18 protein-coding genes are annotated in these 23,054 nt (G+C 63.0%); 13 read left to right on the plus strand and 5 right to left on the minus strand.

From position 1 onward, the window contains the following. Positions 1-289: 289 nt before the first annotated feature. From AB5Y81_RS11335 to AB5Y81_RS11375, 9 genes are all read left to right on the plus strand, one after another. A complete protein-coding gene (locus tag AB5Y81_RS11335; RefSeq protein ID WP_279485459.1) occupies positions 290-844 on the plus strand; it encodes a DUF3305 domain-containing protein in 555 nt (184 codons plus the stop codon). Further along, entirely contained in the window at positions 837-1,439 is a 603-nt protein-coding gene (locus AB5Y81_RS11340; RefSeq protein ID WP_279485460.1) for a DUF3306 domain-containing protein, read from the plus strand. The genes AB5Y81_RS11335 and AB5Y81_RS11340 overlap by 8 nt, the downstream gene beginning before the upstream one ends. A 104-nt stretch (positions 1,440-1,543) precedes the next feature. Beyond that, entirely contained in the window at positions 1,544-3,286 is a 1,743-nt protein-coding gene (locus AB5Y81_RS11345; RefSeq protein WP_279485461.1) for a 4Fe-4S dicluster domain-containing protein, read from the plus strand. 10 nt (positions 3,287-3,296) lie between these two features. Then, positions 3,297-3,917, plus strand: a complete 621-nt coding sequence (locus AB5Y81_RS11350; protein ID WP_279485462.1) for a molecular chaperone — start codon at positions 3,297-3,299, stop codon at positions 3,915-3,917. Between the two features lie 69 nt (positions 3,918-3,986). Beyond that, positions 3,987-4,190: a transcriptional initiation protein Tat gene (locus AB5Y81_RS11355; protein WP_005303194.1), complete on the plus strand. Its 204-nt coding sequence runs from the start codon at positions 3,987-3,989 to the stop codon at positions 4,188-4,190. Between the two features lie 23 nt (positions 4,191-4,213). Further along, positions 4,214-7,114, plus strand: coding sequence for a formate dehydrogenase subunit alpha (locus AB5Y81_RS11360; RefSeq protein WP_368146662.1), 2,901 nt, complete (start codon positions 4,214-4,216; stop codon positions 7,112-7,114). Positions 7,115-7,118: 4 nt separating this feature from the next. Beyond that, positions 7,119-7,778 (plus strand): formate dehydrogenase FDH3 subunit beta, encoded by a 660-nt coding sequence (gene fdh3B / locus AB5Y81_RS11365; RefSeq protein ID WP_005303185.1) that lies wholly within the window; start codon positions 7,119-7,121, stop codon positions 7,776-7,778. Beyond that, positions 7,775-8,746: a formate dehydrogenase subunit gamma gene (locus AB5Y81_RS11370; protein ID WP_279485463.1), complete on the plus strand. Its 972-nt coding sequence runs from the start codon at positions 7,775-7,777 to the stop codon at positions 8,744-8,746. Before fdh3B ends, AB5Y81_RS11370 begins: the two co-directional genes overlap by 4 nt. A 237-nt stretch (positions 8,747-8,983) precedes the next feature. Then, the gene (locus tag AB5Y81_RS11375) at positions 8,984-10,699 is read left to right on the plus strand and encodes an NAD-dependent malic enzyme (RefSeq protein WP_010633297.1); all 1,716 of its coding nucleotides are present in this window, start codon (positions 8,984-8,986) and stop codon (positions 10,697-10,699) included. Between the two features lie 86 nt (positions 10,700-10,785). Here the strand turns inward: AB5Y81_RS11375 and AB5Y81_RS11380 are convergent, their stop codons facing one another. Both AB5Y81_RS11380 and AB5Y81_RS11385 read right to left on the minus strand, forming a co-directional pair. Further along, positions 10,786-11,127 carry an RT0821/Lpp0805 family surface protein gene (locus tag AB5Y81_RS11380; RefSeq protein WP_279485464.1) on the minus strand — a complete coding sequence of 114 codons (342 nt, stop codon included), beginning with the start codon at positions 11,125-11,127 and terminating at the stop codon, positions 10,786-10,788. Further along, the gene (locus AB5Y81_RS11385; RefSeq protein ID WP_368146664.1) at positions 11,124-12,311 is read right to left on the minus strand and encodes a hypothetical protein; all 1,188 of its coding nucleotides are present in this window, start codon (positions 12,309-12,311) and stop codon (positions 11,124-11,126) included. The genes AB5Y81_RS11380 and AB5Y81_RS11385 overlap by 4 nt, the downstream gene beginning before the upstream one ends. Before the next feature lie 305 nt (positions 12,312-12,616). On the opposite strand from AB5Y81_RS11385, the gene AB5Y81_RS11390 reads away from it, so the two are divergent. The 4 genes from AB5Y81_RS11390 (at position 12,617) to AB5Y81_RS11405 (ending at position 17,434) form a co-directional block, all read left to right on the plus strand. Next, positions 12,617-13,855 (plus strand): uracil-xanthine permease family protein, encoded by a 1,239-nt coding sequence (locus tag AB5Y81_RS11390; protein WP_279485466.1) that lies wholly within the window; start codon positions 12,617-12,619, stop codon positions 13,853-13,855. Between the two features lie 495 nt (positions 13,856-14,350). Beyond that, a complete protein-coding gene (locus AB5Y81_RS11395) occupies positions 14,351-15,082 on the plus strand; it encodes an ABC transporter substrate-binding protein (protein WP_005303172.1) in 732 nt (243 codons plus the stop codon). Between the two features lie 39 nt (positions 15,083-15,121). Continuing rightward, entirely contained in the window at positions 15,122-16,648 is a 1,527-nt protein-coding gene (locus tag AB5Y81_RS11400) for a methyl-accepting chemotaxis protein (RefSeq protein WP_054544375.1), read from the plus strand. A gap of 45 nt (positions 16,649-16,693) precedes the next feature. Continuing rightward, positions 16,694-17,434, plus strand: coding sequence for a dienelactone hydrolase family protein (locus tag AB5Y81_RS11405; RefSeq protein ID WP_341536325.1), 741 nt, complete (start codon positions 16,694-16,696; stop codon positions 17,432-17,434). Positions 17,435-17,490: 56 nt separating this feature from the next. Here AB5Y81_RS11405 and AB5Y81_RS11410 read toward each other — a convergent pair whose 3' ends face one another. The 3 genes from AB5Y81_RS11410 to mscK form a co-directional block, all read right to left on the minus strand. Next, positions 17,491-18,501, minus strand: coding sequence for a beta-propeller fold lactonase family protein (locus AB5Y81_RS11410; RefSeq protein ID WP_279485468.1), 1,011 nt, complete (start codon positions 18,499-18,501; stop codon positions 17,491-17,493). A gap of 65 nt (positions 18,502-18,566) precedes the next feature. Continuing rightward, positions 18,567-19,400 carry a hypothetical protein gene (locus AB5Y81_RS11415; protein WP_201988837.1) on the minus strand — a complete coding sequence of 278 codons (834 nt, stop codon included), beginning with the start codon at positions 19,398-19,400 and terminating at the stop codon, positions 18,567-18,569. A 210-nt stretch (positions 19,401-19,610) separates the two neighbouring features. Continuing rightward, a complete protein-coding gene (mscK, locus tag AB5Y81_RS11420; protein ID WP_201882494.1) occupies positions 19,611-22,934 on the minus strand; it encodes a mechanosensitive channel MscK in 3,324 nt (1,107 codons plus the stop codon). Positions 22,935-23,054: the final 120 nt, after the last annotated feature.

Below are 23,054 nucleotides of genomic sequence, written 5' to 3' on the forward strand. Positions count from 1 at the left end.
TTACCGGGTAATCTTGTTGATGTAGGCAATTATCTAGTTATTCGGTTATTGCCAACACCAAGCTGGATTGGGATGTAGGAAAATTGGTTTTTGCTTTACATGTTGAGTTTCGCTGCGCTCAGCGCCAACCTACATCTCGCACAACGCCCCATCAACCAGCAAACCTGCCTTGGCCCCACTCTTGCTAAGTCTTATCCCATTGATGGCCGTGGCCGCCCTGAATCTCCTGCCGTGATCCGCCCCGAACGGGGTGGATCACGGGGGAGGGCGGCCCGGCAGAGACCTTCTGATGGGAGCCGCGACAGTGCAAGACACAACCAAACCCCTCTCCCCGCAGCGCTGGCTGCAGCTGGAGTTAAAGGCCATCGACAGCCAGGTTGGCCGCTGGCAGAGCCACCGTTTCGAGATAGCGGCGCTCCATCCCGCCGAGCCCGAGGCTGCCGGCGCCTTGCCCCTTACCTTGTTTCGCGATGAGCGGGGGGATTATCGCTTCAACCTGAGCTCCGGCTCGCCCCGCCTCTTTGTCACCGGAAGCCGCGTAGACAGCGGCTTTGTGGCCGATGGCCTGACCCTGAGCCAGACCGTGGCCGCCGCCTATATGGATGGCGAGCGGCAGGTGCTCTCCTGCCCGCTGCCCGAGGCGCTGCAAGCCTGGGTGGAGGCCTTTATCGGCCGCCACGGCGAGCTGCTGGAGGCCCGCCGCAAGGGCAAGAAGGGCAAGGGGCGGGCGCAGGATCAGCTTGGTGTCGACAGCCAGGATCAAGCCAGCTGCGGTGCCGTCAAAGCCACCGGCCCCGATGGCCGCGAGCATGGTCGCCACAGCGGAAACAGCGCCCATGAGTGAGTTCCTCAAGCGCTGGTCGTCTCGCAAGAGTGAGGCGCGCAAGCATCAGGCATTGCAGCCGAGGGAAGAGGCCACCCCAGAGGTGGCTGCAGCCCCCATCGAAGGCAGTGGTGAAGGTGAAGTGCCTGATGCTGCGCTGGGTAGCCCCGTAGTCAGCACTGACAAGGGGAGTGATGTTCCGCTCCCCATCGAAGGGGACAAGCCGCGCGGATCAGAGCCCAAAACGGCCCCTTCAGAGAAGCCGGCTCTCCCCGACAAGGAGGCGCTGCGGGCCATGTTTCGCACTCACAAGCCGGATGGGCTCGACGACTACACCCAGGATTTCAGCCAGCCCGAATTGCTGCCCGCAGCCCTGAGCGCCGGGCTGCGCAACTGGCTGGTGGAGCAGGCGACGGCGCCGGATGACGAAGCGCCTCACTTAACCGCTGCCGCACCCGAACCGGCGATTGTGGCCGCCACGGCCATACCCAGCGAGCCGCAAGGGTTGGCTGATAACCATTCTCAAAACCCCACCGACGATCGGGACATTTTGGTTGACCACGATGGACAAAATGTCCCAACCAAGGGTGGGGGAATGGAGCATTTGGGATCCTGACTCCCTGTCAGTCACTTTTTTCCTGGGGGAGTTGGCTCGGCTCTTGCTCTCCCAACTGACCAACAAGCACGCCATCCCACGAGGTGGCGCGCACAGGAGTGCATGTGAGCATCGAACAACCCATAACAACATCCGTCGCAACTCTGACCGCCGATGGCGTGGCCGCGCGCAACGAACGTGCCCGCGCCCATGCCCTGCAGCATACGGTCAAGACCGACAACCTGATCCCGGCCACCGTCTCTTACCAGAGTCAGGGGCGCCTGCTGCTGGTCGGCGCGGAAGACCGCATTCGCCGCGCCGCCAGCCTGCTGCCCCAAGGAGTGATGCCGACCCTGCTGGTGACCGAGTCGGTGCATGACGCCGAGGCGGCGGATCTCGAGACCATCTTCGAGGCTACCGCCACCCTGGACGCCCTGACCCTGCGCGAGCCGGGCCTGACAGGGTATCTTGGTCAGTTTCAGCTCACCGGCCTCAATGGGCAGGGTGAGCGGGTTAACCTGGCGGCGCTCTGTTTTCCACAACAAGCGGCTACTGTCAGTGAACAGCTACGCGAACCGCGTTTCGATCTGGTGGCCGATCTGGGCCGCGTCCCGCTGTTTGCACTGGAGCGCCCGCCGGTCGGTTATCTGCATCTTTCCGATGACGCGGGCTTGGCCGAACGGCTCGCCGAGCTCTGTGCCCTCACCGGTATCTTCGACAAGCCACGCTATTTTCGCCTCGACCCCGAGGCCTGCGCCTTTACCGCTCGCGGCGTGCCCGGTTGCAGCCGCTGCCTCGATGTCTGCCCGACCGATGCCCTCAAGCCCGTCAATGGTCGTATCCAGATCGATCCCCATCTCTGTCAGGGCTTCGGCAGTTGCGCCTCGGCCTGTCCGACCGGGGCGATTGCCTATCACCAGCCCGATGCCAACACCAGCGGCGACTACCTCTTCCGATTGCTCAAGCACTACCGGGAGGCGGGGGGCGACGCGCCGCAACTGTTGATCGCCGGTGAAAGCGAGCGCGAATGGGTGGAAGCCGAACTCACCCGCCTGCCCGCCAACTGGCTGCCGGTCTGGGTGGAGGAGAGCGCGAGCTTAGGCATCGAGAGCTGGTTCGCCGCCCTCACTTATGGCGCCAGCGCGGTGCGCATCGCACTGGGTGACGATACCCCCGAGAGCGTTCGCGCGCTGGTCGAGCGGGAGCTGGCGAGCGCTGCCGCGCTCTTGGCGGGCGCCGGCCTCACAGCAGATCGCATCGCCCTGTTTAACCCGGATGTCGAACTAGATAAGCCGGTCTCCTGTGAGCCAGCCTCAGCCCTGCTGGACAAGCCGCTGAAAGGAGACAAACGGGAGAACCTGTTCGCCTCCTTCGATGCCCTCTGGCAGGCCAACGAGGGGCGCCGCGAGCCGCTGGCGGTGCCCCACGGCGCCCCTTACGGCAGCGTTGAATTGAAAGACGCTGACTGCACCCTCTGCATGGGCTGCGTGGCGGTCTGCCCGAGCCGCGCTTTGCATGCGGTGGGGCACACGCCCGGCCTCAACTTTATCGAGCAGGACTGCATCCAGTGCGGCATGTGCGAAAAGGCGTGCCCCGAGCAGGCCATCGTGCTCACGCCCCGCCTGCAACCGGTGCCCGAGGCGCGCCGCGCCGTGCAGAGCCTCAAAGCCGAAGAGGCGGCCTGCTGCATTCGCTGCGCCAAGCCGTTTGCGCCAGCCTCCCTTATCCGCCGCATCCAGCAAAAACTGGCCGGTCACTCCCACTTCCAGAACGAAGCCGCCCAGCGGCTGCTGATGTGTGAGGACTGTCGGGTCAAGGATGTGTTTGCGGCGCTGGCGGCGGATCCCGTCTCCCAGCTCAAGGTGTGAGGGGGCAGTGATGAGCGAACAACATAACGAAAAGACTGGCGAACTGACCATGACCGAACTGGAACAGAGCAGCGCCGATCTCTACGCCCTGCTGGCGAGCCTCTGGCGCGCCGCCCCCCGTGGCGAACAGCTCGCCTGGCTGCAAGGGTTGCAGGCCATGCCCGGCCCCTTTGCCAGAGGGCTGGGGCTGGTGCAACTGGCGGCCAGCAGCCACCACGAGCACGAGCTTGCCGAGGAGTATCAGGATCTCTTTATCGGGCTGGGGCGCGGGGAGATAGTGCCGTTTGCCTCCTGGTATCTCACCGGCTCCTTGATGGAGCTGCCGCTGGCGGTGCTGCGCGCCGATCTGCAGTCGCTCGGCTTCGAGCGCCAGAGCGGGGTGTGCGAGCCGGAAGATCACCTGGCCGCCCTCTGCGAGGTAATGGCGGTACTGATTGGCGAGCAGCACCCGGATCGCAACCGCTTCTATGAGCGCCACCTTGCCCCTTGGGTACTCGCCTGCTGCCGCGATCAGCAACAGGCGAAAGGGGGCAGCTTCTACCGGGCGGTCGGGGCGCTTGCCGAAGACTTTTTCAAACTGGAACAGGAACTGCGCCTGCCCTTTGGCAGCCCGGTGGTAACGCAGCCATGACGCTGCGCCACCCACTCATAGCAAAACCGGCTCACCGCAGCCGACCATAACAACAGAGGTCACAGAAAGATGAGCGATGAACAGCTGAAAGACCCGTCCCGCCGCAATCTGATCAAGGGGGTGGGCGTGGTCGCCACCATAGGTGTGCTGGCCGGTGCCACCGGCCGGGTAGTGGGCAAGGAGGTGCTGACCCACGACACCGAGCCTGACAAGGGCTATCGGGAGACCCCCCACGTTCACGACTTTTATCGCACCCTGCGCGGCACCGACTGAGCCGGCTCAGTGAAGGAGAACTCATGAAACTGACGAAACGTGCCGAGCAGCCCCAGGCGGGCGAGCAGGGCAGCTTGCAAGGCGGCTTGCAAAATAATGGGGCCGCTCGCGGTCAGGGGCTGACCCGTCGCGCCTTTATGGTCAATTCCGGTCTGGTGGCCGGTGGCGCCGTGGCAGCCGGCTGGCTGGCGCCGGCCATGATGCAGCGGGCCGAGGCCAAGACCGTGGCGGCCGGGGTGCCGGTCGAGGTGAAGCGCACCATCTGCTCCCACTGCTCGGTGGGCTGCGGCGTTTACGCCGAGGTGCAGAACGGCGTCTGGACCGGTCAGGAGCCGGCCTTCGATCACCCCTTCAACCTCGGCGGTCACTGCGCCAAGGGGGCGGCCCTGCGTGAGCATGGCCACGGTGAGCGTCGCCTCAAGTACCCGATGAAGCTGGTGGGAGGCAAGTGGCAGCGCATCAGCTGGGATCAGGCCATCGAAGAGGTGGGCAACGAGGTGCTGCGCCTTCGCAAGGAGTCCGGCCCCGACAGCGTCTACTGGCTCGGCTCCGCCAAGCACTCCAACGAGCAGGCCTACCTGTTTCGCAAGATGGCGTCGCTTTGGGGCACCAACAACGTGGATCACCAGGCGCGTATCTGCCACTCCACCACGGTCGCCGGCGTCGCCAACACCTGGGGCTACGGCGCCATGACCAACAGCCTGAACGACATGCACAACAGCAAGTCGATCATGTTCATCGGCTCCAACCCGGCGGAGGCCCACCCGGTCGCCATGCAGCACATCCTGCTGGCGAAAGAGCGCAACGGCTGCAAGATCCTGGTGGTCGACCCGCGTCGCACCCGCACCGCTGCCAAGGCGGACATGTACCTCTCCCTGCGTCCGGGCACCGACGTCGCCTTTATCTGGGGCATGCTCTGGCACATCTTCAAGAACGGCTGGGAAGACAAGGAGTTCATCCGCACCCGCGTCTACGGCATGGACGAGGTGCAAAAAGAGGTGGCGCGCTGGACTCCGGCCGAAGTAGAGCGGGTGACCGGCCTCAATGAAAAAGAGGTGTATGGCGCCGCCAAGCTGCTTTCTGACAATCGCCCCGGCTGCGTGGTCTGGTGCATGGGCGGCACCCAGCACACCACCGGCAACAACAACACCCGCGCCTACTGCATCCTCGAACTGGCCCTCGGCAACGTGGGCAAGAGCGGGGCGGGCACCAACATCTTCCGTGGTCACGACAACGTGCAGGGTGCTACCGACTTTGGCGTCACCTCCGACTCCTTGCCCGGTTACTACGGGCTGGAAGAGGGCTCCTGGAAGCACTGGGCCCGGGTGTGGGACGTGGATTACGAGTGGATCAAGACCCGCTTTGACAACAAGGCCTACAACGGCAAGCTGCCGATGAACAACAACGGCATCCCGGTCTCCCGCTGGGTGGATGGGGTGCTGGAGAACGCCGATCTCATCGAGCAGGGTGCCAACATCCGCGCCATGTTCTACTGGGGCCATGCGGTCAACTCCCAGACCCGCGGCCCGGAGATGAAGAAGGCGATGCAAAAGCTCGACATGATGGTGATTGTCGACCCGTATCCCACCGTTGCCTCGGTGATGAACGATCGTACCGACGGCGTCTACCTGCTGCCGGCCACCACCCAGTTCGAGACCTATGGCTCCGTCACCGCCACCAACCGCTCCATGCAGTGGCGCGACAAGGTGGTCGAGCCGTTGTTCGAATCCAAGGTCGATCACGAGATCATGTATCTCTTGAGCAAGAAGCTCGGCTTTGCCGATGAGATGTTCAAGCACATCAAGGTGGAGAACAACGAGCCGCTGCTGGAAGACATCACCCGTGAATACAACCGCGGTATGTGGAGCGTGGGCTACACCGGCCAGAGCCCGGAGCGGCTCAAGGCGCACCAGCAGAACTGGCACACCTTCCACAAGACCAACCTCAAGGCCGAGGGCGGCCCGGTCAGCGGCGAAGTGTACGGTCTGCCCTGGCCCTGCTGGGGTACCCCTGAGATGAAACATCCCGGCAGCCACATCCTCTACGACACCAGCATTCCGGTCTCGGAAGGGGGCGGTGGTTTCCGTGCCCGTTTCGGCATCGAGTATCAGGGCGTGTCCCTGCTCGCCGAAGACTCCTGGCCCAAGGGGAGCGAGGTGGAAGACGGCTATCCCGAGATCACCGCCGACCTGATGAAACAGCTTGGCTGGTGGGATGAGCTGACCGAGGCCGAGAAGAAAGAAGCCGAGGGGCGCAACTGGAAGACCGACCTCTCCGGCGGTATCCAGCGGGTGGCCATCAAGCACGGCTTCGTGCCCTATGGCAACGCCAAGGCGCGCTGCGTGGTGTGGACCTTCCCGGATCAGGTGCCCAAGCACCGCGAGCCGCTCTACACCCCGCGCCGGGATCTGCTGGCCGACTACGCCACCTGGCCCGATGCCAAGAGCCTGTGGCGCCTGCCGACCCAGTACGCCTCGGTGCAGGAGAAGGATGTCAGCAAGGAGTTCCCGATCATCCTCACCTCCGGCCGTCTGGTGGAGTACGAGGGGGGCGGCGATGAGACCCGCTCCAACCCCTGGCTCGCCGAGCTGCAGCAGGAGATGTTCGTCGAGATGAACCCGGCGGATGCCAACGACGTCGGCGTGCGCGACGGTCAGGATGTGTGGGTCGAGGGGCCGGAAGGAGGGAGAGTGAAAGTGAAGGCGCTGGTGACCCCGCGGGTCAAACCTGGGCTCGCCTTTATGCCGTTCCACTTCGGCGGCCACTTCGAGGGCCAGGATCTGCGATCCAAATATCCGGAAGGGTCAGACCCCTATGTGCTGGGGGAATCGGTCAACATAGTCACCACCTATGGTTATGACCCGGTTACCCAGATGCAGGAGACCAAGGTCACCCTGTGCCGTTTTCGCCAAGTAGGAGCCTGATCTCATGGCCAGAATGAAATTCATGTGTGACACCAAGCGCTGCATCGAGTGCAACGGCTGTGTGACGGCGTGCAAGAACGAGAACGACGATGCTCTCGAGTGGGGCATCCAGCGCCGCCGGGTGGTGACCCTCAACGACGGCCTGCCGGGGGAGACCTCCATCTCGGTCGCCTGCATGCACTGCACCGATGCCCCCTGCATGGCGGTCTGCCCCGCCGACTGCTTCTATCACACCGACGACGGCATAGTGCTTCACAACAAGGATCTCTGCATCGGTTGTGGTTACTGCCTGTTTGCCTGCCCGTTCGGGGCGCCCCAGTTCCCGAAGACCGCCGCCTTCGGCGATCGGGGCAAGATGGACAAGTGCACCTTCTGTGCCGGCGGCCCGGAAGAGGATCACAGCGAGGCGGAGCGCCAGAAGTACGGAGCCAACCGCATCGCCGAGGGCAAGCTGCCCATGTGTGCCGAGCTCTGCTCCACCAAGGCACTGCTGGCAGGGGATGCGCAGGTCATCTCCGACATCTTCCGCGAGCGGGTCGCCTATCGCGGTGCGCCTCACGCGGGCTGGGGCGGGGATGAGCAGGATCTGTTCCACGACGCCAGCCAACCCCGCGATGGCAGAGGCAAGGGGCTCAAGCCTGGCAAGCAGGAGGGTGGCCAATGAGACACTGGCTGACAGGGCTGCTGACAGCCTTGCTGCTGTTCAGTGCACCTGGCTTTGCCGATGCCCAGAAGGAGACGATCGGCTTTGCCGGCGCCGACTACTGGCGCGCGGTGAAGGATGGGCAGGAGGGGGTGACCACCTCCCGCTCGCCGGAGCACGGGGTGCTCATCTCGGTGCCGGGCCAGCTCTGGTTCGAGGTGAAGACCAAGTGGGTGTCGCCGCTCGGTGCCATCGCCATCTTTGGATCCTTGGCCATGTGCGGCCTGATGTACTGGGTGGTGGGGCCGACCAAGCTCTCGAAACCGCGCACCGGGCGCAAGCTCAAGCGCTGGAGCCGGCTCGATCGGGCGCTGCACTGGACCACGGCGGCCATGTTTCTGACCCTGTCCGGCTCGGGGCTGGCCATCATCTACGGCAAGCACTTCATCAAGCCGGTGGTGAGCATGGGGGTGTGGGAGAACTGGATCTGGTTCGCCAAGGTGTTCCACAACTACGTGGGGCCGCTCTTCTTCCTCTGCCTGATGGGAGTGCTCATCAAGTGGTTCCGTCACAACATCGTCAACATGGTGGATGTGCAGTGGTTTATGAAGGCGGGCGGCATGCTGGGACCCCACAAGGGGAGTCACCCCTCGGCGGGCTTCTCCAACGGCGGCGAGAAGGCGATCTTCTGGCTGCTGATCTGGTTTGGCGGCATCGTCGTGGCGACCGGGCTGTTTCTGGACTTCCCCATCTTCGGCCAGCTGCGCCGCCAGATGGAGTGGGCCAGCTTCATCCATATAGTCGGAGCGCTGATCCTTATCTGCGGCTTCATCTTCCATATCTACATGGGCCTGTTCCAGCTAGAGGGGGCGCTGGAGGGGATGATCAGCGGCGAGGTGGACGAGACCTGGGCCAGGGAGCACCACGACCTCTGGTATGAAGAGGTGAAGCACCAGCTCGACGAGCCTAAAACGGGCAAGTCCGGCTGAGATTGACCGAGATATCAAGATGAAAGAGAGGGGGCGCTGCGGCGCCCCTTTGTTGTGCGCGCAACTTAACCGATATGCATGGTCTGAATGAGGCCGAGGTCCGTCCTGCCATGGTTTTTGGCCGCAGGGTATGCCCAAGCTCACAAAATGAAACGACCAAACGTCATATGATTGATTTCATTATGAGTCTTGCTCTCCTGCCGAACGGCAATTTCACGTAAATCAAAGAGAATGACTATGGCTACCGGACAATATCTGCTGTGGAAAGATGCACAGGGACAAGATTTTCGCCCCGTTGCACTGACTGGCACCGATCTGCTCAACGATCGCAATCTCAACAAGGGTACCGCCTTCACCGAACAGGAGCGCGCCGACTTCGAGCTCGACGGCCTGTTGCCTCCTCAGGTTCAAACGTTTGAAGCCCAGCTTGAGCGGGTTTATCAGGGCTTTTTGAGCGCCTGCAGCGACATCGAGAAGTACCAGAACCTGCGGGCCCTGCAGGATCGCAACGAGACTCTGTTCTACGCCCTGCTGGCACGCCACGTGGAGGAGATGACCCCCTACATCTATACCCCGACCGTGGGCAAGGCGTGTCAGGAGTTCAGCCACCGCTTCCAGAAGCCACGCGGCCTCTACATCACCCCGAAGAACGTCGAGGACATGGGCTCCCTGGCCCGTCATCTCGATGCCAAGTCGGTGCGCATCATAGTCGTGACCGACAGCCAGGGGATCCTGGGGATCGGTGATCAGGGGGTGGGCGGCATGGGCATCCCCATCGGCAAGCTCTCCCTTTATACCCTGGGTGCCGGCATCCATCCCGCCTGCTGCCTGCCCATCGCGCTGGACGTGGGCACCGACAACCAGGCGCTGCTGGATGACCCCATGTATCTGGGCCAGCCCCACAAGCGCATTCGCGGCAAGGAGTACGACGACTTCATCGACAAGTTCGTGGCCGGGGTCAAGCGCCACTTCCCCAATGCGGTGCTGCAGTGGGAGGACTTCAGCAAGTCCAACGCCTTCAACAACCTCTCCCGTTATCAGCAGTCCCTGCCATCGTTCAACGACGACATCCAGGGGACCGGGGCCGTGGTGCTGGCGGGCATCATAGGGGCGGTCAAGGTCAAGGGCGAGACCCTGGGCCAGCAGAACTACCTGGTCTATGGCGCCGGTGCCGGCGGGGTCGGGGTGGCGGATCAGATCTGTGCGGGCATGATCCGCGAAGGGCTGGATCCCCAGGCGGCCCGCGATCGCATCTACATCCTGGATACCCAGGGGCTGGTGTGCGACAACCGTGAGGGGCTGGACGAATACAAGCGCCGCTATGCCAAGCCGGGCCTGTTGCTGTCGGGCTGGGATACCGAAGTGCCCGGCAAGGCCAACCTGACCGACGTGCTGCGCCACGTGCCCATCACGGTACTGCTGGGCACCAGCGGTGCGGGTGGCGCCTTCAAGGAGCAGCATATCCAGCTGATGCTCAACCACTGTGCGCGCCCCATGGTATTCCCGCTCTCCAACCCGACCGCCAACTGCGAGGCGCTGCCGGAGGACATCTATCGCTGGAGCCAGGGCAAGGCCATCGTCGCCACCGGCAGCCCGTTCAAGGATGTGCACTACGAGGGGCAGGAGTTCCGGGTCGGCCAGGGCAACAACGTCTTCATCTTCCCGGGGGTGGGGCTGGCGGCCATCGTCAGCCAGATCCGCGAGATCACGCCGGACATCTTCACCACAGCGGCCTTTGCGCTGGCGGAGTGCGTGAGCGAGGTGGACCTGGCGAAGGGGGCCGTCTATCCGCGCATTCGCGAGCTGCGCAGCATCTCGGTGCATGTGGCGACGGCGGTGCTCAAGGACATAGTGCGGCGGGATCCTTCCCACCCGCTGATCGGCCAGGATCTGCAGCAGCACATCCTCAACCACATGTGGGAGCCGGTCTATCTGCCTTATCGCCGGGTATGACGGACGCAAGCTGGCAATAGTTGCAATGAAGAGGGGTGGCCATGGCCACCCCTCTTGTTTTGTCACCTGAGCTGTCAGCTATCTTGTCAGCCGCGCAGCGGCAGCCAGTGCCCCGCCTTGCTGCGGCAGGCGGTGTCCTGCCACTGCTGGTTGGCCTGGCCTATATAGAGCTGCTCGCGATAGTCGCGACACCAGAGGCCGTTGGGATGGCGAAAGGTGCGCAGCGGCGTGACGCTGCCCGAGTGGCGGCTGGCGGGGTTGAACCAGGTGAGGCTCTGACCCTTGGGGCGGGTTTGCAGCGCTTCGGCCAGGGCCTGGTTGGCGAGCGCCACGTCCTGCTTGTCCATCTGATGGTAGAGCGGGGCGGCGCTTTGGCTGGCACAGGCGGACAGCCAAAGCGCCAGGCAGATCAACAGATAACGGCTCATGGTTGCTCCTTGCTGTTGAACCCCTGCTGGATCAGGGCCTGCTCCTGTGCATCGGTCAGGGTCTGGCCGCGATCGTCGACCGTACCGTCCCCCCGCAGCTTGTTGCCGTCAGCATCGACGGCATCCATGCCGTTGTCGTCGACCGTGCCGTCGCCCCGGATCTCGTTGCCGTTGGCATCGACGGCATCCATGCCGTTGTCGTCGACCGTGCCGTCACCTCGGATCTCGTTGCCGTTGGCATCGACGGCATCCACTCCGTTGTCATCGAGGCCATTGCCCAGGCCTCGTCCACCACCGTGACGATCGCCGCCGGCGTGGCGCTCCCCGCCGCCATGCTGTTCGCCACCGGCATGGCGATCCCCTCCGGCATGTTGCTCGCCGCCGGCGTGCTCCCCACCACCGTTGTCGTCACTGCCATGGCTGCCGCCGTCGCTATCACTGCCACCTCCACCGCTGCTGCCGCCGTCGCTGTCACTGCCACCTCCACCGCTGCTGCTTCCACCTCCACTGCTACTACCGCCGCCACCACTGCTGCTTCCACCACCACTGTCACCCCCACCGCTATTGCCGTCGCCATCCTTGTTGTGAACGATCAGCCCATTGGCGACATAGCTGTGGCTGCCATCCAGGATCAGGTTGAACAGTGCCGTGGTGGGTGGGGCATCAATCCAGCAGAGGGACTCCAGCAGCAGCAGGGCGGGCTGCGGAGCCAGCGCCAGGTTGCCAGCGCAGCCGTGCTCCGACCAGCCCAGCAGGTGCATGCCGGTAAAGAGCGGCAGCACGGCGAGGGTCGGGTTTTCGGTGCGGGTCATGGCCGGTGCAATGGCCGCCCAGCCGCGGGTGGTCAGGAAGGGGTGTTCGGCGGTGAAGAAGGGAGCCAGCCGGTTGATCCCGTAGAGCCGGCGCGCTCCCAGCAGTACCCGTTCGACCGCGAGGATGCGGTTGTTGCAGCCATATTGATCCCGCACCCGCTCACCGATCCGCAGGGTCTCGATGGGGCGTTCCTCCCCGTCGGCCATCAGGATGCGGGTACCGGCCACGAAGCAGGACTTGGCATAGGCCTGATTCACCTGCCACTGATGGTGGCTGAAGTCATAGCTCAGCGGGGTAGCAAACAGGGCCAGGGCGATGGCTGAACCCACCAGCAGTCGGCGCTGGCTGGGTTTGAAAGTAGGCTGTGACATGGGGGACTCCTTGTCCGGCTGGGTTCACGTCATCAAGTATAGGGCGGGCTGATGGAGGGGCAGGGGAGCCATTGACAAACAAAACAGCATGGAAAAACGATTGGCGTCGGCCATAAAAGTGCGTAAAATCGCTTCCTCGATGCTTGTAGCAACGAATCCCGCCTAAAAAGCCAGTTTCATGCCCTCCCCAAGCAGTAAGAGGCAACAAATGACGCCGAATGGCTCATTCAGTGCCTTGAAAAAGTCTTGTGATAACTGAAAAGTGTCAAATATCCCTGTCAGTTATCAAAAAATTAAGGACATCCATGTTTTCCTTAGTCAAGCAAAGCGTCGCCGGGCTGCAAATCCTGTTTGTCGCCTTCGGTGCCATGGTGCTGGTGCCCCTGCTCACCGGACTGAACCCCTCCATGGCCCTGCTTGGCGCCGGTGTAGGCACCCTGCTGTTCCAGCTCTGCACCCGCCGCCAGGTCCCGATTTTCCTCGGTTCCAGCTTTGCCTTCATCGCCCCCATCATTTACGCCACTCAGACCTGGGGCCTGCCCTCCACCATGTTCGGTCTGTTTGCCGCCGGTTTCATGTACTTCATCCTGGCCGCGCTCATTCGCGCCCGCGGCATGGGCTTCGTGCACAAACTGCTGCCGCCTGTGGTGATCGGCCCGGTGATCATGGTGATCGGTCTGTCGGTGGCCCAGGTGGCCTGCAACATGGCCATGGGCCGTGCCGGCGGTGAGCAGGTGATGCCTGCCTCGACGGCGCTGACCCTGGCCGGCATCTCGCTGGCGGTCACCCTGATTGCGGCGGTATTCTGCAAGGGCTGGATCAAGCTCATCCCCATCCTGTGTGGTGTGATTGCGGGCTATGTCTCTGCCGTGCTGATGGGTCAGGTGAGTTTCGACGGCATGGTCAACGCCCCCTGGCTGGCGCTGCCCCACTTTGTGACCCCGGAGATCAACTGGGCTGCGGCGCTGTTCATGCTGCCGGTAGCCATTGCCCCCTGTATCGAACACATCGGTGGCGTGCTGGCCATCGGTGGCGTGACTGGCAAGGATTACACCAAGAATCCGGGGCTGCACCGTACCCTGGCCGGTGACGGCATCGGTGTCTGCTTCGCCGGCTTCATCGGTGGCCCTCCCGTCACCACCTATGCCGAAGTGACCGGCGCCGTGATGATCACTCGCAACTTCAACCCGGTCACCATGATCTGGGCCGCGGTGTTCGCCATCATTCTGGCCTTCTTCGGCAAGTTCAACGCCCTGCTCACCTCCATCCCGATGCCGGTGATGGGCGGCATCATGCTGCTGCTGTTCGGATCCATCGCCGCCATTGGTCTCAAGACCTTGGTGGAGTCCAAGGTGGATCTGGGACTGTCGCGCAACATCGCCATCGTGGCCGTGACCCTGACCGTGGGTGTCGGCGCGCTGGAGATGAAGATCGGTGACTTCGCCCTGGCGGGCGTGGGTCTGGCCTCGGTGGCCGCCATCCTGCTCAACCTCATCCTGCCCCAGCACTCCGAAGAGGGTGCCATGGAGAGCGCCAAGGATTGAGTGAACGGACGGCGTATCCCTGTCTTGCAGAGGCCACCTCAGGGTGGCCTCTCTCTTTTCCGCCATCTGGCACATCGCTGGGTCGGTGGAGGCGTTAATACGTATAAAGTCAATAGCTTGCTCACCAGCAGGCGTTGTCGTCCGAGAGTATCCGCCAGCCTCAAAAGAGGGGTTGATTGAAGCCTGTCTGGCCAGGGCACCATTTGACGGATCCCTGTTCCTGACCTTTGCTAAAGGTCAGGTTTGACACTGTGCTGTGCGGATCAGTATGAAAAAAGAGGCGTTTACGCCCCCCATCATGGGATGCATCTTCCTCTCTTCTTATGATGCTGTTCTTGCCGTTGCACCCTGTTAAACCACCCCATCTGCTTGCCGCCGACATGACGAAGGCGCGGCAAACCGTGCAAGCCGGCACGATCCGATAAGGGTCGTAAGGGTCCGCACATCGACTGGTGCGGACATTGAGGGACGAGCTGTGAGCAAAGTGAGGTTGCAATGAAATATCAACTGTTGTGGAAAAGCGCCCTGTTCTCGGCCTCTTCGGTGCTGGCGCTGGGAGCCGTACAGGCGGCACCCTTGAACGTGATGACCGAGGATTATCCGCCGTTCAACATGCAGGGGGAGGGTGGCAAGATAGTCGGCCTCTCCACGGAGGTGGTGGAGGAGCTGTTCAAGCGGGCCGGGGTCGAATACAAGCTGAGCATGATGCCCTGGAAGCGTGCCTACGAAGATACCCTCAGCACGCCCAATACCGCCCTGTACTCCACCACGCGCACGCCGGAGCGGGAAACCCTCTTCAAGTGGGTCGGGCCGCTGGTCAACAACAACTGGGTTTTCTTTGCCAATCCGTCTTCCACCATCACGGTCAACTCCTTGGAAGATGCGAAGCAGTATTCGGTTGGGGGCTACAACGGTGATGCCGCTGCCGAATATCTCAAGGCGCAAGGGTTTGGCAAGCTGCAGCTGGCGGCCAACGATACCGCCAACGTGAAGAAACTGGAGGCTGGTCGCATCGATCTCTGGGCGACCGGGGAGTACCTGGCCCCCTATCTGGCCGCCCAGGAGAAGACGTCCAGTCCCAAGCCAGTGTTTGTGTTCAAGGAAACCCAGATGAGCCTGGCTTTCAACAAGGAAGCCCCGGATGAGCTCATCAACAAGCTCAACGAGATCCTGGCCGCCATGAAGGCGGATGGCACCATCGACAAGATCAATGCCAAGTACCATTAAGTTGTAACAAGACGTCGTTGCCGATATCGGGAGGGAACCATGGGTTGGAATAGTCTGACGTTCAGGATTGCCGTGCTGACCTCCCTGTCGGTGAGTCTGCTGCTGGTGTTGTTTGGTGGATATAACTACAACGCCGCCAGGGAGGAGAGCTACCGCCGACAGGCCGAGATGGTCGAGCAGGCCATCAGCCGGTTGCAGCTCTCCTTGCCTGGTCCGTTGTGGAATTACGAATCGGCTTTTGTCGAGGCATCCCTCAAATCCGAGCTGGCCACGGATGCGCTTAGCAGCCTGCTGGTGGTCAACAAGGACAAGCTGGTAGCGGGGTTTGTCCGTGATGATGCCGGCGAAATTCAGGCGGTGGCAAAGCTGCCCGCCGATCTGGGCAGCCACGCCAGCCATGAGCTGGTCTACGACGACAACGGCCAGCTCAAGACGGTGGCCAATCTGCTGGTGGTCAGCAGTGATCGGGCCATTTTGATCCAGTTGCGCCATCTGCTCATCACCACCGTCTGGCAGATAGTGGTGCTGGACGTCGGCATCATCCTGTTGCTGATGGTCTTGATCCACCGCAATGTGCTGCGCCCCTTGCGGCAGATGAACTCCGCAGTCTTCGATCTGGCCCAGGGAGATGGGGATCTGACCCAGCGCCTCAAGATCCGCCGGCATGACGAGATGGGGGCGCTGGCTGGCAACATCAATCAATTCATTGCCAAGCTGCAGGGGACAGTGTCGGAGATTAATACCCTGTCGGCAGGCGTCTTGCAGACGGCGGAGCTGTGCGATTCGCTGGCGACCGATACCCGGCACGGCAGCGCCGAACAGCAGTCAGAGCTGGATCAGGTTGCGACCGCCATCACCCAGATGAGTCATGCGGTACAGGAAGTGGCGGGCAATGCGGTCAAGACATCCGGTGCGACCGACGAAGCCAGCCTCTATGTGGAGCAGGGTTACAAGCTGGCCGGCCAGGCCAATGAAGCCATTCATCAGCTGGTCGGCGAGGTGGAGCGGGTCGCCAACCTGATCCGCTCCTTGTCGAGCGAGAGCAGCAGCATCGGCAACATCATCGAAGTGATCAACGGCATTGCCGAACAGACCAACCTGCTGGCCCTCAATGCCGCCATTGAGGCGGCCAGAGCCGGGGATCAGGGGCGCGGATTTGCCGTGGTGGCCGATGAGGTGAGAACGCTGTCCGGCCGTACACGCCAGTCGACCGAGGAGATCAGTGCCAGTATCGCGCGCTTGCAGCAGGCGACCCACAATCTGGTTTCTGGTATGCAGCAAAGTCAGGACAAGGCCTCCCAGGCGGGGGCACAAGCCGCCGACGTGCAGCTCTCGGTAGAGAAGATAAAGACCCAGGTCGGCCTTATCCGTGAAATGAACATGTATATCGCCCAGGCCTCGGAAGAGCAGCACTCGGTGGCGGAAGAGGTCAGCAACAGCGTCAATCGCATCGCCGGGCTCAACAACGACAGTGCGGCGCGGGTGGGGCAGGTAGCCGATGCCAGCAGTGATTTGCGCCAGCTGTCGGCTCAATTGGACAGTCTGCTCAAACAGTTCAGGGTGTGATCGCCGGGCGCCAGCGAGCTGGCCGTCCAGGCAGAGGAGTGGATGATGGGAGTAACCAGGATGCTTGTCCTGTTCTGGGCTCTGTGGGCAGGAGGGTTGCAGGCCGGGTCCGTCAGGTATCAGGTCGAAGGGCGGATGTTCGAAGGTTATCATCTGGCGGGGGCCAGTCAGCAGTCAACCCTGGTGCTGCTGGTCCATGACTGGGATGGGTTGACCGGGTATGAAATGAAGCGTGCCGACATGCTGGCGGCCTTGGGTTACCGGGTGTTTGCCGCCGATCTGTTCGGTGTTGGTGTGAGACCCACTGAGGTGGAGGATAAAAAGCGGCTGACAGGGGCGCTATACCAGGACAGGGCGAGCATGCGGGCCCTGCTCGCCGGGGCGCTGGCCGAGGCCACGAGGTTGGGAGGGAAACCGGAAAAGGTCGTGGCGCTCGGTTACTGTTTCGGAGGTGCCGCCGTGCTGGAGCTGGCCCGCAGCGGGGCGGATCTGCACGGTACAGTGAGCGTGCATGGTGGGCTGGAGGCGCCGCCAGGTCAGAACTACCAACAGGTCAGGGGACGTGTGCTGATACAGCATGGCAGTGCTGACGAGGCGGTCAGCCTAGGGCAGTTTGCAGCCCTGATCGGCGAGCTGGAGAGGGCCGGCATCAGCCATGAAGCGACCAGTTACAGTGGCGCCCCTCACGCATTCAGTGTGTTTGGATCAGACAGGTACCACGCCGAAGCCGATGCCCTTGCCTGGCAACGCCTGGTCGGTTTTCTGGCAGAGATCTCCGCAAAGTAACCCTGTGCGCTGGTTTGCAAGCCATGGCATTGCCATGGCTTTTTGCTGTCTGTTGATCATGGCTGATGGCGTGCCAGTACGATCACCCACATGGCCCCGTCCCCCACGTGATAGCGTGCCAGCAGGGTCAAGGCGCCGCTGACCGGGTCGATGCGATGCACCGCCAGCTGGTGGGAAGCCTGCCCGGCCGCCAGCAGCCAGTGGCCGCTCTGATCGATGGCAAAACCGCGGGGCATGGTCTCGGTCGGGAAGTGGCCGACCACGCCGAGCTCGCCATCCGGTGCGATGGCGAACTGGGTAAGCAGGCTGCTGGCCCGCTCGCTGCTGTAGAGAAAACGCCCGTCGGGTGTCACGTGCAGATCCGCCCCCCAGCGCTCTCCCTGATAACCGGCTGGCAGCATGGAGAGGCTCTGACAGAGCCGGATCCCGCCATCGGCGGTGGGTCGGTAGCGGTTGATGGTGCAGTCGAGCTCGTTGAGGCAATAGAGGTCTCCATTGCTCGGGTGCAGCGTCAGATGGCGCGGCCCGGCGCCGCTGGCGGTCGCCAGATCCCCCAGCGGATAGGGGCGCAGCCGCCCCTCCTTGCAGAGCAGAAAGCGGCGGATGCAATCCTCCTTGAGGCAGGCGACCAGCACCTCCTGCTCACCCTGTTTATTTGCACGCAGCAGGGTGACCGAATGGGCGGCCTGCAAGCCGTCGAGCTGCTGGTGGGGGGGCGCTGCCCGGCCGTCGGCGCCGATGGCGGAGACGGTAACCTGATTGAAGGCATAGGAGGCCGCCAGCAGGAAGCGGCCGTCGGCCGAGATGGCGGTGTGGGAGGCGCTGCCCGCCAGCGGCGCCGCTCCCTGCGTTTCCAGCCGGCCATCGGTCTCGATGCGATAGCTGATCAGGGCGAAATCGGGGCGCACGGCGGCATGGAGCCAGCGCCCGTTCGGGCTGATCACCAGCGGTTGGACCTGGCCCGGGGTGTCGACCACCTGCAATGGCGTGAGCTCCCCAGTATCGGCCAGGGCAAATACGTGGATCTGCTGGCTGGCGGGGCTCGCCACATAAACGACCTGCTGCATCTGTTTCTCACTCCTTGTCATGGGCAACCGCAGGCCATCTTATCCTCTTTCGCGCCCGGCTGGGCCTACTCTTTTGCCCGGCCCGGGCAGACCACCTGGCGGGCCTTGAGGTGGTAGAGCTCCACCTGCGGGTGGCTGAAAAAGCCCACTTCCCACGGGTTCTTCTGCACGAAGGCGGCGCGAATGGGTTCGAACAGCGGGTGATCCTGCGGGATCTGGTAGGCATCGGCGGCGATGATGGTGTAGTTCCACTCGATGGCGCGGGTGTAGGTGAACACCGCCCGCGAGTCGATGGCGAAGTGGCAGCGGCCGTCGCGCTTGAGCAGCTGCGACTTGAAGGTCTCGGGGAAGGTGATGAAGAAGATGTCGTCCTCATCGGAGGAGAGAAACGCCAGCACAGTGGTGTGGGGCTGGGACTGGGCCCGGGTCACCAGCACCCCGATCTTGTTCTCAACCTCACGCAAGTCAGGCACCGGCAGGTCGGTGAGCGGGGTGACGGGCAGCTCGCTAGCGGGACGTTCATCGGCCGGATGTTGATAGCCCGGCTGGGCGAAGCCGTAGACCACCCGGTTGCCGTACCAGAGCTCGAACTGCAGCGGAGTGACCTGCACCCTGTCCGGAGCGGTGCGGGCGATCACCCCCTTGTAGGAGACGCGATAGACGCTCAAGGAGGCGTCGTACTCGTCGACCCCGGTGCGGTTGTCCAGATGCAGGGTGATCTTCTCCCCCACCGTCAGCTGGTGCCCCTTGGGGAAAGTCAGCAGCAGCTCGTCGTCTGGCTGGATCTCGACCCCGCAGATGTAGACGCCGGTCTCCTTGCTGGCGGGGTCGACATAGGTGGCGGCCACCCCGAGCAGGGGAGAGCCGAGAAAAGAGAGCAGAGAGGGTTGGGAACTCATGGCGCACCTTGGCAAATGTGGGGGATCGGCTCCTCAGTGTATCGCGGCCGACCGGGATTGGCAGGCCCCTCATCCGGGGAGGCAAGCGTTTCAGGCTAGCGACAAACTGTGCCCCATTCTGGCCGGCCCGTCACAAAACCAGCGCAGGCGGTGGGCCACCGACACAAAAAAGGCCCCTTGCGGGGCCTTCGAACGAGATAAGGGGCTGCCTTAACCGGGCTGGGGGCCCGGCAGGGCGGGAGGCTGGGCAGAGTCGGACTCCACCTTCTGCTCTTCGTCCTTCATGTTCTTGATGTAGACATCCATCTGGTTGAACGCGATCTCGATGCCGTTTTCGCGGAACAGCTGGTCTATCTTGCGGTTCAGCTCGTCCACCGCCGGGTTGCGATCGCCGAGTTCGCTCACGAAGAAGCGCAGCTCGTGATCCAGAGTGCTGGCACCGAAGGTGAGGAAGTAGACGATGGGCGCCGGATCCTTGAGCACGCGGCTGTTCTCGTCCGCCGCCTGCTTGAGCAGGGTGCGGGTCAGCTCCAGGTCAGAACCGTAGGCCACACCTACCCGTACGATGACCCGGGTGACCGTATCGCTCAACGACCAGTTGATGAGCCGCTCGGTCATCAGCTGCTGGTTGGGGATGATCACCTCCTTGCGGTCGAAGTCGGTCAGGGTGGTGGCGCGAATGCGGATCCGCGAGACGGTGCCGGAGAAGGAGCCGATGGTGACGGTGTCACCGATCCGCACCGGACGCTCGAACAGTATGATGATGCCGGAGACGAAGTTGGAGAGGATCTCCTTCATGCCAAAACCGATACCGACCGACAGACCACCGGCGACCCACTGCAGCTTGTCCCACTGCACCCCCATCATGGAGAGGGCGGTCAGTGAGCCGACCCCGATCAGCACGTAGTTGAGCATGGTGGTGATGGCGTAGGCCGTACCCTGGGCCAGGTTCAGCTTGGAGAGCACCAGCACCTCCAGCAGACCCGGCAGGTTGCGGGCCAGCGACCAGGCGCCGCCCAGCAGCAGGAAGCCTATCAGCACGTCGCTCAGGCTGATCGGGAACATCACGGCATTGGCCCCTGTCCCTTCAGTGCGGTGCCACAGCACCATGCTGTCGAGGTAGGAGAAGACCGCCACCAGATCGGACCAGAGCCAGTAGAAGGCGACGCCGAAGATCAGCAGCAACACGGTACGGGTCAGACGCAGCGACTGCTGGCTGACATCCTCCAGATCCATGGGTTGCTCTTCGATGGTGTCTCCCCCTTCCGCATCCTCCTGGGCCTTGTGTTCGCGTTTGGCCACCGCACGGCGATAGGCCAGGCGACGGGCCGCGAGCTCAAGGCCGCGCAGGGCGGTACGGTAGACCAGGCTCCAGAGGATGAGCAGGTAGAAGGACTCGATCAGCCGGCCGGTCAGCTTGAGGGCGGTGTAGTAGTAGCCCAGTCCGACCAGCACGATCAGCGCCACCGGTGCCAGCGCCAGGGCGATGGCGGTGATGGACTGCTGCATGCTCGCCTCGCCCTTGATGCGGGCGCGGGAGATGGGGAACACCAGGTAGGCGGCCAGCCCCAGCAGGGCCAGGGTCAGCGCCTGACCCACCACGTCGTTGCCAAGGGAGGAGGGTTCCACCACCGCCTTGGTCGACAGCATGATGAGCGGCAGCAAGGGCACCCAGAGGTAGCGCATGCTGGTGCGCTTGGCCTGCAGATCGGCTTTCGGAATGCGGAAGTGGCTCTCGGCGATGCCGCCCGGCCGCATCACCGCCAGATAGACGCTGAACACCAGATAACCGAGCGCCAGGTTGAGGGTGATCTGGAAAATCAGCTTGGAACTGAGCAGACCGCAGTCAGTCAGCAGCAGGCCGGCAGCCAGGATGAACAGGCTGCCCGGCAGGCGTTGCAGCACGGTATAGCAGAGGGCTGCCGGGGTGTGCCACTGGCTGTCCTGGCGAAAGCGCCCCAGATCCTTGGTGATCTTCTTCTGCCGCTCGATCAGCGTCGGGCGCTTCCAGATCAGCAGGCCACCTATCAGCAGCAGCGGCAGGGCCAGCAGGGTGATGGGCAGCAAGGTTTCACCCCAGCCGCTCCAGTCCGGTTTCAGCACCCAGTCGGAGGCCTGCTTGTAGGCCTGGGCCGGCCAGCTGATGAACCACTTGCCGTCGATGGGCTTGTTGCTGCTCACCCAGAAGATGTGCTGCTGCAGGGTGAACTCGATGGAGGAGTAGATCCGCGCCAGCTGCTGCTGGGTCAGCTGCAGGCTGATGGCGTTGGTCAGCTGGGCATCCAGCTGGCGGTTGAGCTGGTCGAGCAGGCTGATGCGGGTGTCGAGCAGCTTGGAGAGGCTGGCTCTGTCCTCCTCGCTCACCGGCTCGCTGCTATTGGCGATCAGGTTGTCCAGATACTGGGTCTTCTGGAACAGCTGGTCACGCTGCTGGCTCAGTTCGAACTGGGCCAGGTGCAGGTCGGCGATCTGCTCCTCCAGGTTCTTCACCAAGGTGGAGGGGGAGGACTCCAGCTGCTGGTAGAGCTGATAGAGGATGCGCGACAGCAGCAGGTTGCCCTTGAGCATCTGCACCTGTTCGTTGAGGTTGCGTTCGGTCTGAGTGCCGCGCTCCAGCCAGCTCTTGGCCTGCAGGTTCTTCTGCACCAGCGAGTTGAGGCTGGCGGTGGCGCTGACCAGCTGCTGGCTGAGCTGGTGGTTGAGCTCCTGCTCCTTTTGCACCAGCGGGCTGTCGGCGGCGGCCACCAGCTCACCGGTCTGTTCGGCGGTCTTCTCGGTGTCGCCCAGGCGCTTGGCACTGCTCTGCTCCTGCAGCAGTTGCAGCTTCTGCTCTTCGCTCGCGAGGCGAGCGGTCTGGTAGTCGCGCTGTTTGACCGCCAGATCCTGCATGCTGGTGCGGTTGTCCAGCTCCTTCTGCAGGTTGGCCAGCTGCAGATCCAGCAGGGCCAGCTCGGCATTGAGCTTCATCTTCTCGGCGCTGCTCACCCCGTCACCGGCGTTGAGGCGGGTACGGATCTCCTGGCTGCGCTGATAGGCGCGGCTCATGCTGGCCTGGGCCCGCTCCGGCAGGGTCTGCAGGTTGGTGAGCTGACTGCCGATGGTGCCGAGGGCCTCCTGGGCATCCTGCATGTTGGCCATGACGTCGGGCTGGCGACTCTCCAGCTCGCTCAGGCTCATGCTGGCGTATTCGCTCTTGATCTGCTCGGCGCTCTTGCCCTGGGTCAGGGCATCCAGTCTGGCGCTGATGTCGCGCAGCTCGGCCGGCAGGGAGCGAACGCGCTCGTTCTGGCTTCTGGCCTTGCTCTTCTCTTTCTCGATGCTGTCGAGCAGGGAGAGGGTGTCGGTCAGGAATTTCTGGTCGGCCTGCTGGCTGACGGTGAGGGTGTCCGACTTGCCGAGGGCGTCGAGTGCCCGTTGTACGCTGGTACGTTGGGGCACGTCCTGCGCCATGGCTTGCGGGGCGCAGAGGCTGACGAGTAAGCAGAGCAGCGGCAACAGGGTGGCCGAGGCTCTTTTGAACGGTATTGAGAGCATAAAACTTCCGGGTTATTACGCGATATTCGGGAGATGTCCCACATGGATTAAATCCGCGTGGATTCTAACACCGGGCAGAAAGGGGCAGCAGGGGGGCGAGATAAAAAAAACGGCGCCCGC

Source organism: Aeromonas sp. s2 (assembly GCF_040907935.1).
Classification (GTDB): Bacteria; Pseudomonadota; Gammaproteobacteria; order Enterobacterales; family Aeromonadaceae; genus Aeromonas; species Aeromonas dhakensis.

Coding starts and splice junctions, on each gene's coding strand:
- AB5Y81_RS11335 (WP_279485459.1), top strand. CDS start 290: ATGGGAGCCGCGACAGTGCAAGACACAACCAAACCCCTCTCCCCGCAG.
- AB5Y81_RS11340 (WP_279485460.1), top strand. CDS start 837: ATGAGTGAGTTCCTCAAGCGCTGGTCGTCTCGCAAGAGTGAGGCGCGC.
- AB5Y81_RS11350 (WP_279485462.1), top strand. CDS start 3,297: ATGAGCGAACAACATAACGAAAAGACTGGCGAACTGACCATGACCGAA.
- AB5Y81_RS11355 (WP_005303194.1), top strand. CDS start 3,987: ATGAGCGATGAACAGCTGAAAGACCCGTCCCGCCGCAATCTGATCAAG.
- AB5Y81_RS11360 (WP_368146662.1), top strand. CDS start 4,214: ATGAAACTGACGAAACGTGCCGAGCAGCCCCAGGCGGGCGAGCAGGGC.
- fdh3B (WP_005303185.1), top strand. CDS start 7,119: ATGGCCAGAATGAAATTCATGTGTGACACCAAGCGCTGCATCGAGTGC.
- AB5Y81_RS11370 (WP_279485463.1), top strand. CDS start 7,775: ATGAGACACTGGCTGACAGGGCTGCTGACAGCCTTGCTGCTGTTCAGT.
- AB5Y81_RS11375 (WP_010633297.1), top strand. CDS start 8,984: ATGGCTACCGGACAATATCTGCTGTGGAAAGATGCACAGGGACAAGAT.
- AB5Y81_RS11380 (WP_279485464.1), bottom strand. CDS start 11,127: ATGAGCCGTTATCTGTTGATCTGCCTGGCGCTTTGGCTGTCCGCCTGT.
- AB5Y81_RS11385 (WP_368146664.1), bottom strand. CDS start 12,311: ATGTCACAGCCTACTTTCAAACCCAGCCAGCGCCGACTGCTGGTGGGT.
- AB5Y81_RS11390 (WP_279485466.1), top strand. CDS start 12,617: ATGTTTTCCTTAGTCAAGCAAAGCGTCGCCGGGCTGCAAATCCTGTTT.
- AB5Y81_RS11395 (WP_005303172.1), top strand. CDS start 14,351: ATGAAATATCAACTGTTGTGGAAAAGCGCCCTGTTCTCGGCCTCTTCG.
- AB5Y81_RS11400 (WP_054544375.1), top strand. CDS start 15,122: ATGGGTTGGAATAGTCTGACGTTCAGGATTGCCGTGCTGACCTCCCTG.
- AB5Y81_RS11405 (WP_341536325.1), top strand. CDS start 16,694: ATGGGAGTAACCAGGATGCTTGTCCTGTTCTGGGCTCTGTGGGCAGGA.
- AB5Y81_RS11410 (WP_279485468.1), bottom strand. CDS start 18,501: ATGCAGCAGGTCGTTTATGTGGCGAGCCCCGCCAGCCAGCAGATCCAC.
- AB5Y81_RS11415 (WP_201988837.1), bottom strand. CDS start 19,400: ATGAGTTCCCAACCCTCTCTGCTCTCTTTTCTCGGCTCTCCCCTGCTC.
- mscK (WP_201882494.1), bottom strand. CDS start 22,934: ATGCTCTCAATACCGTTCAAAAGAGCCTCGGCCACCCTGTTGCCGCTG.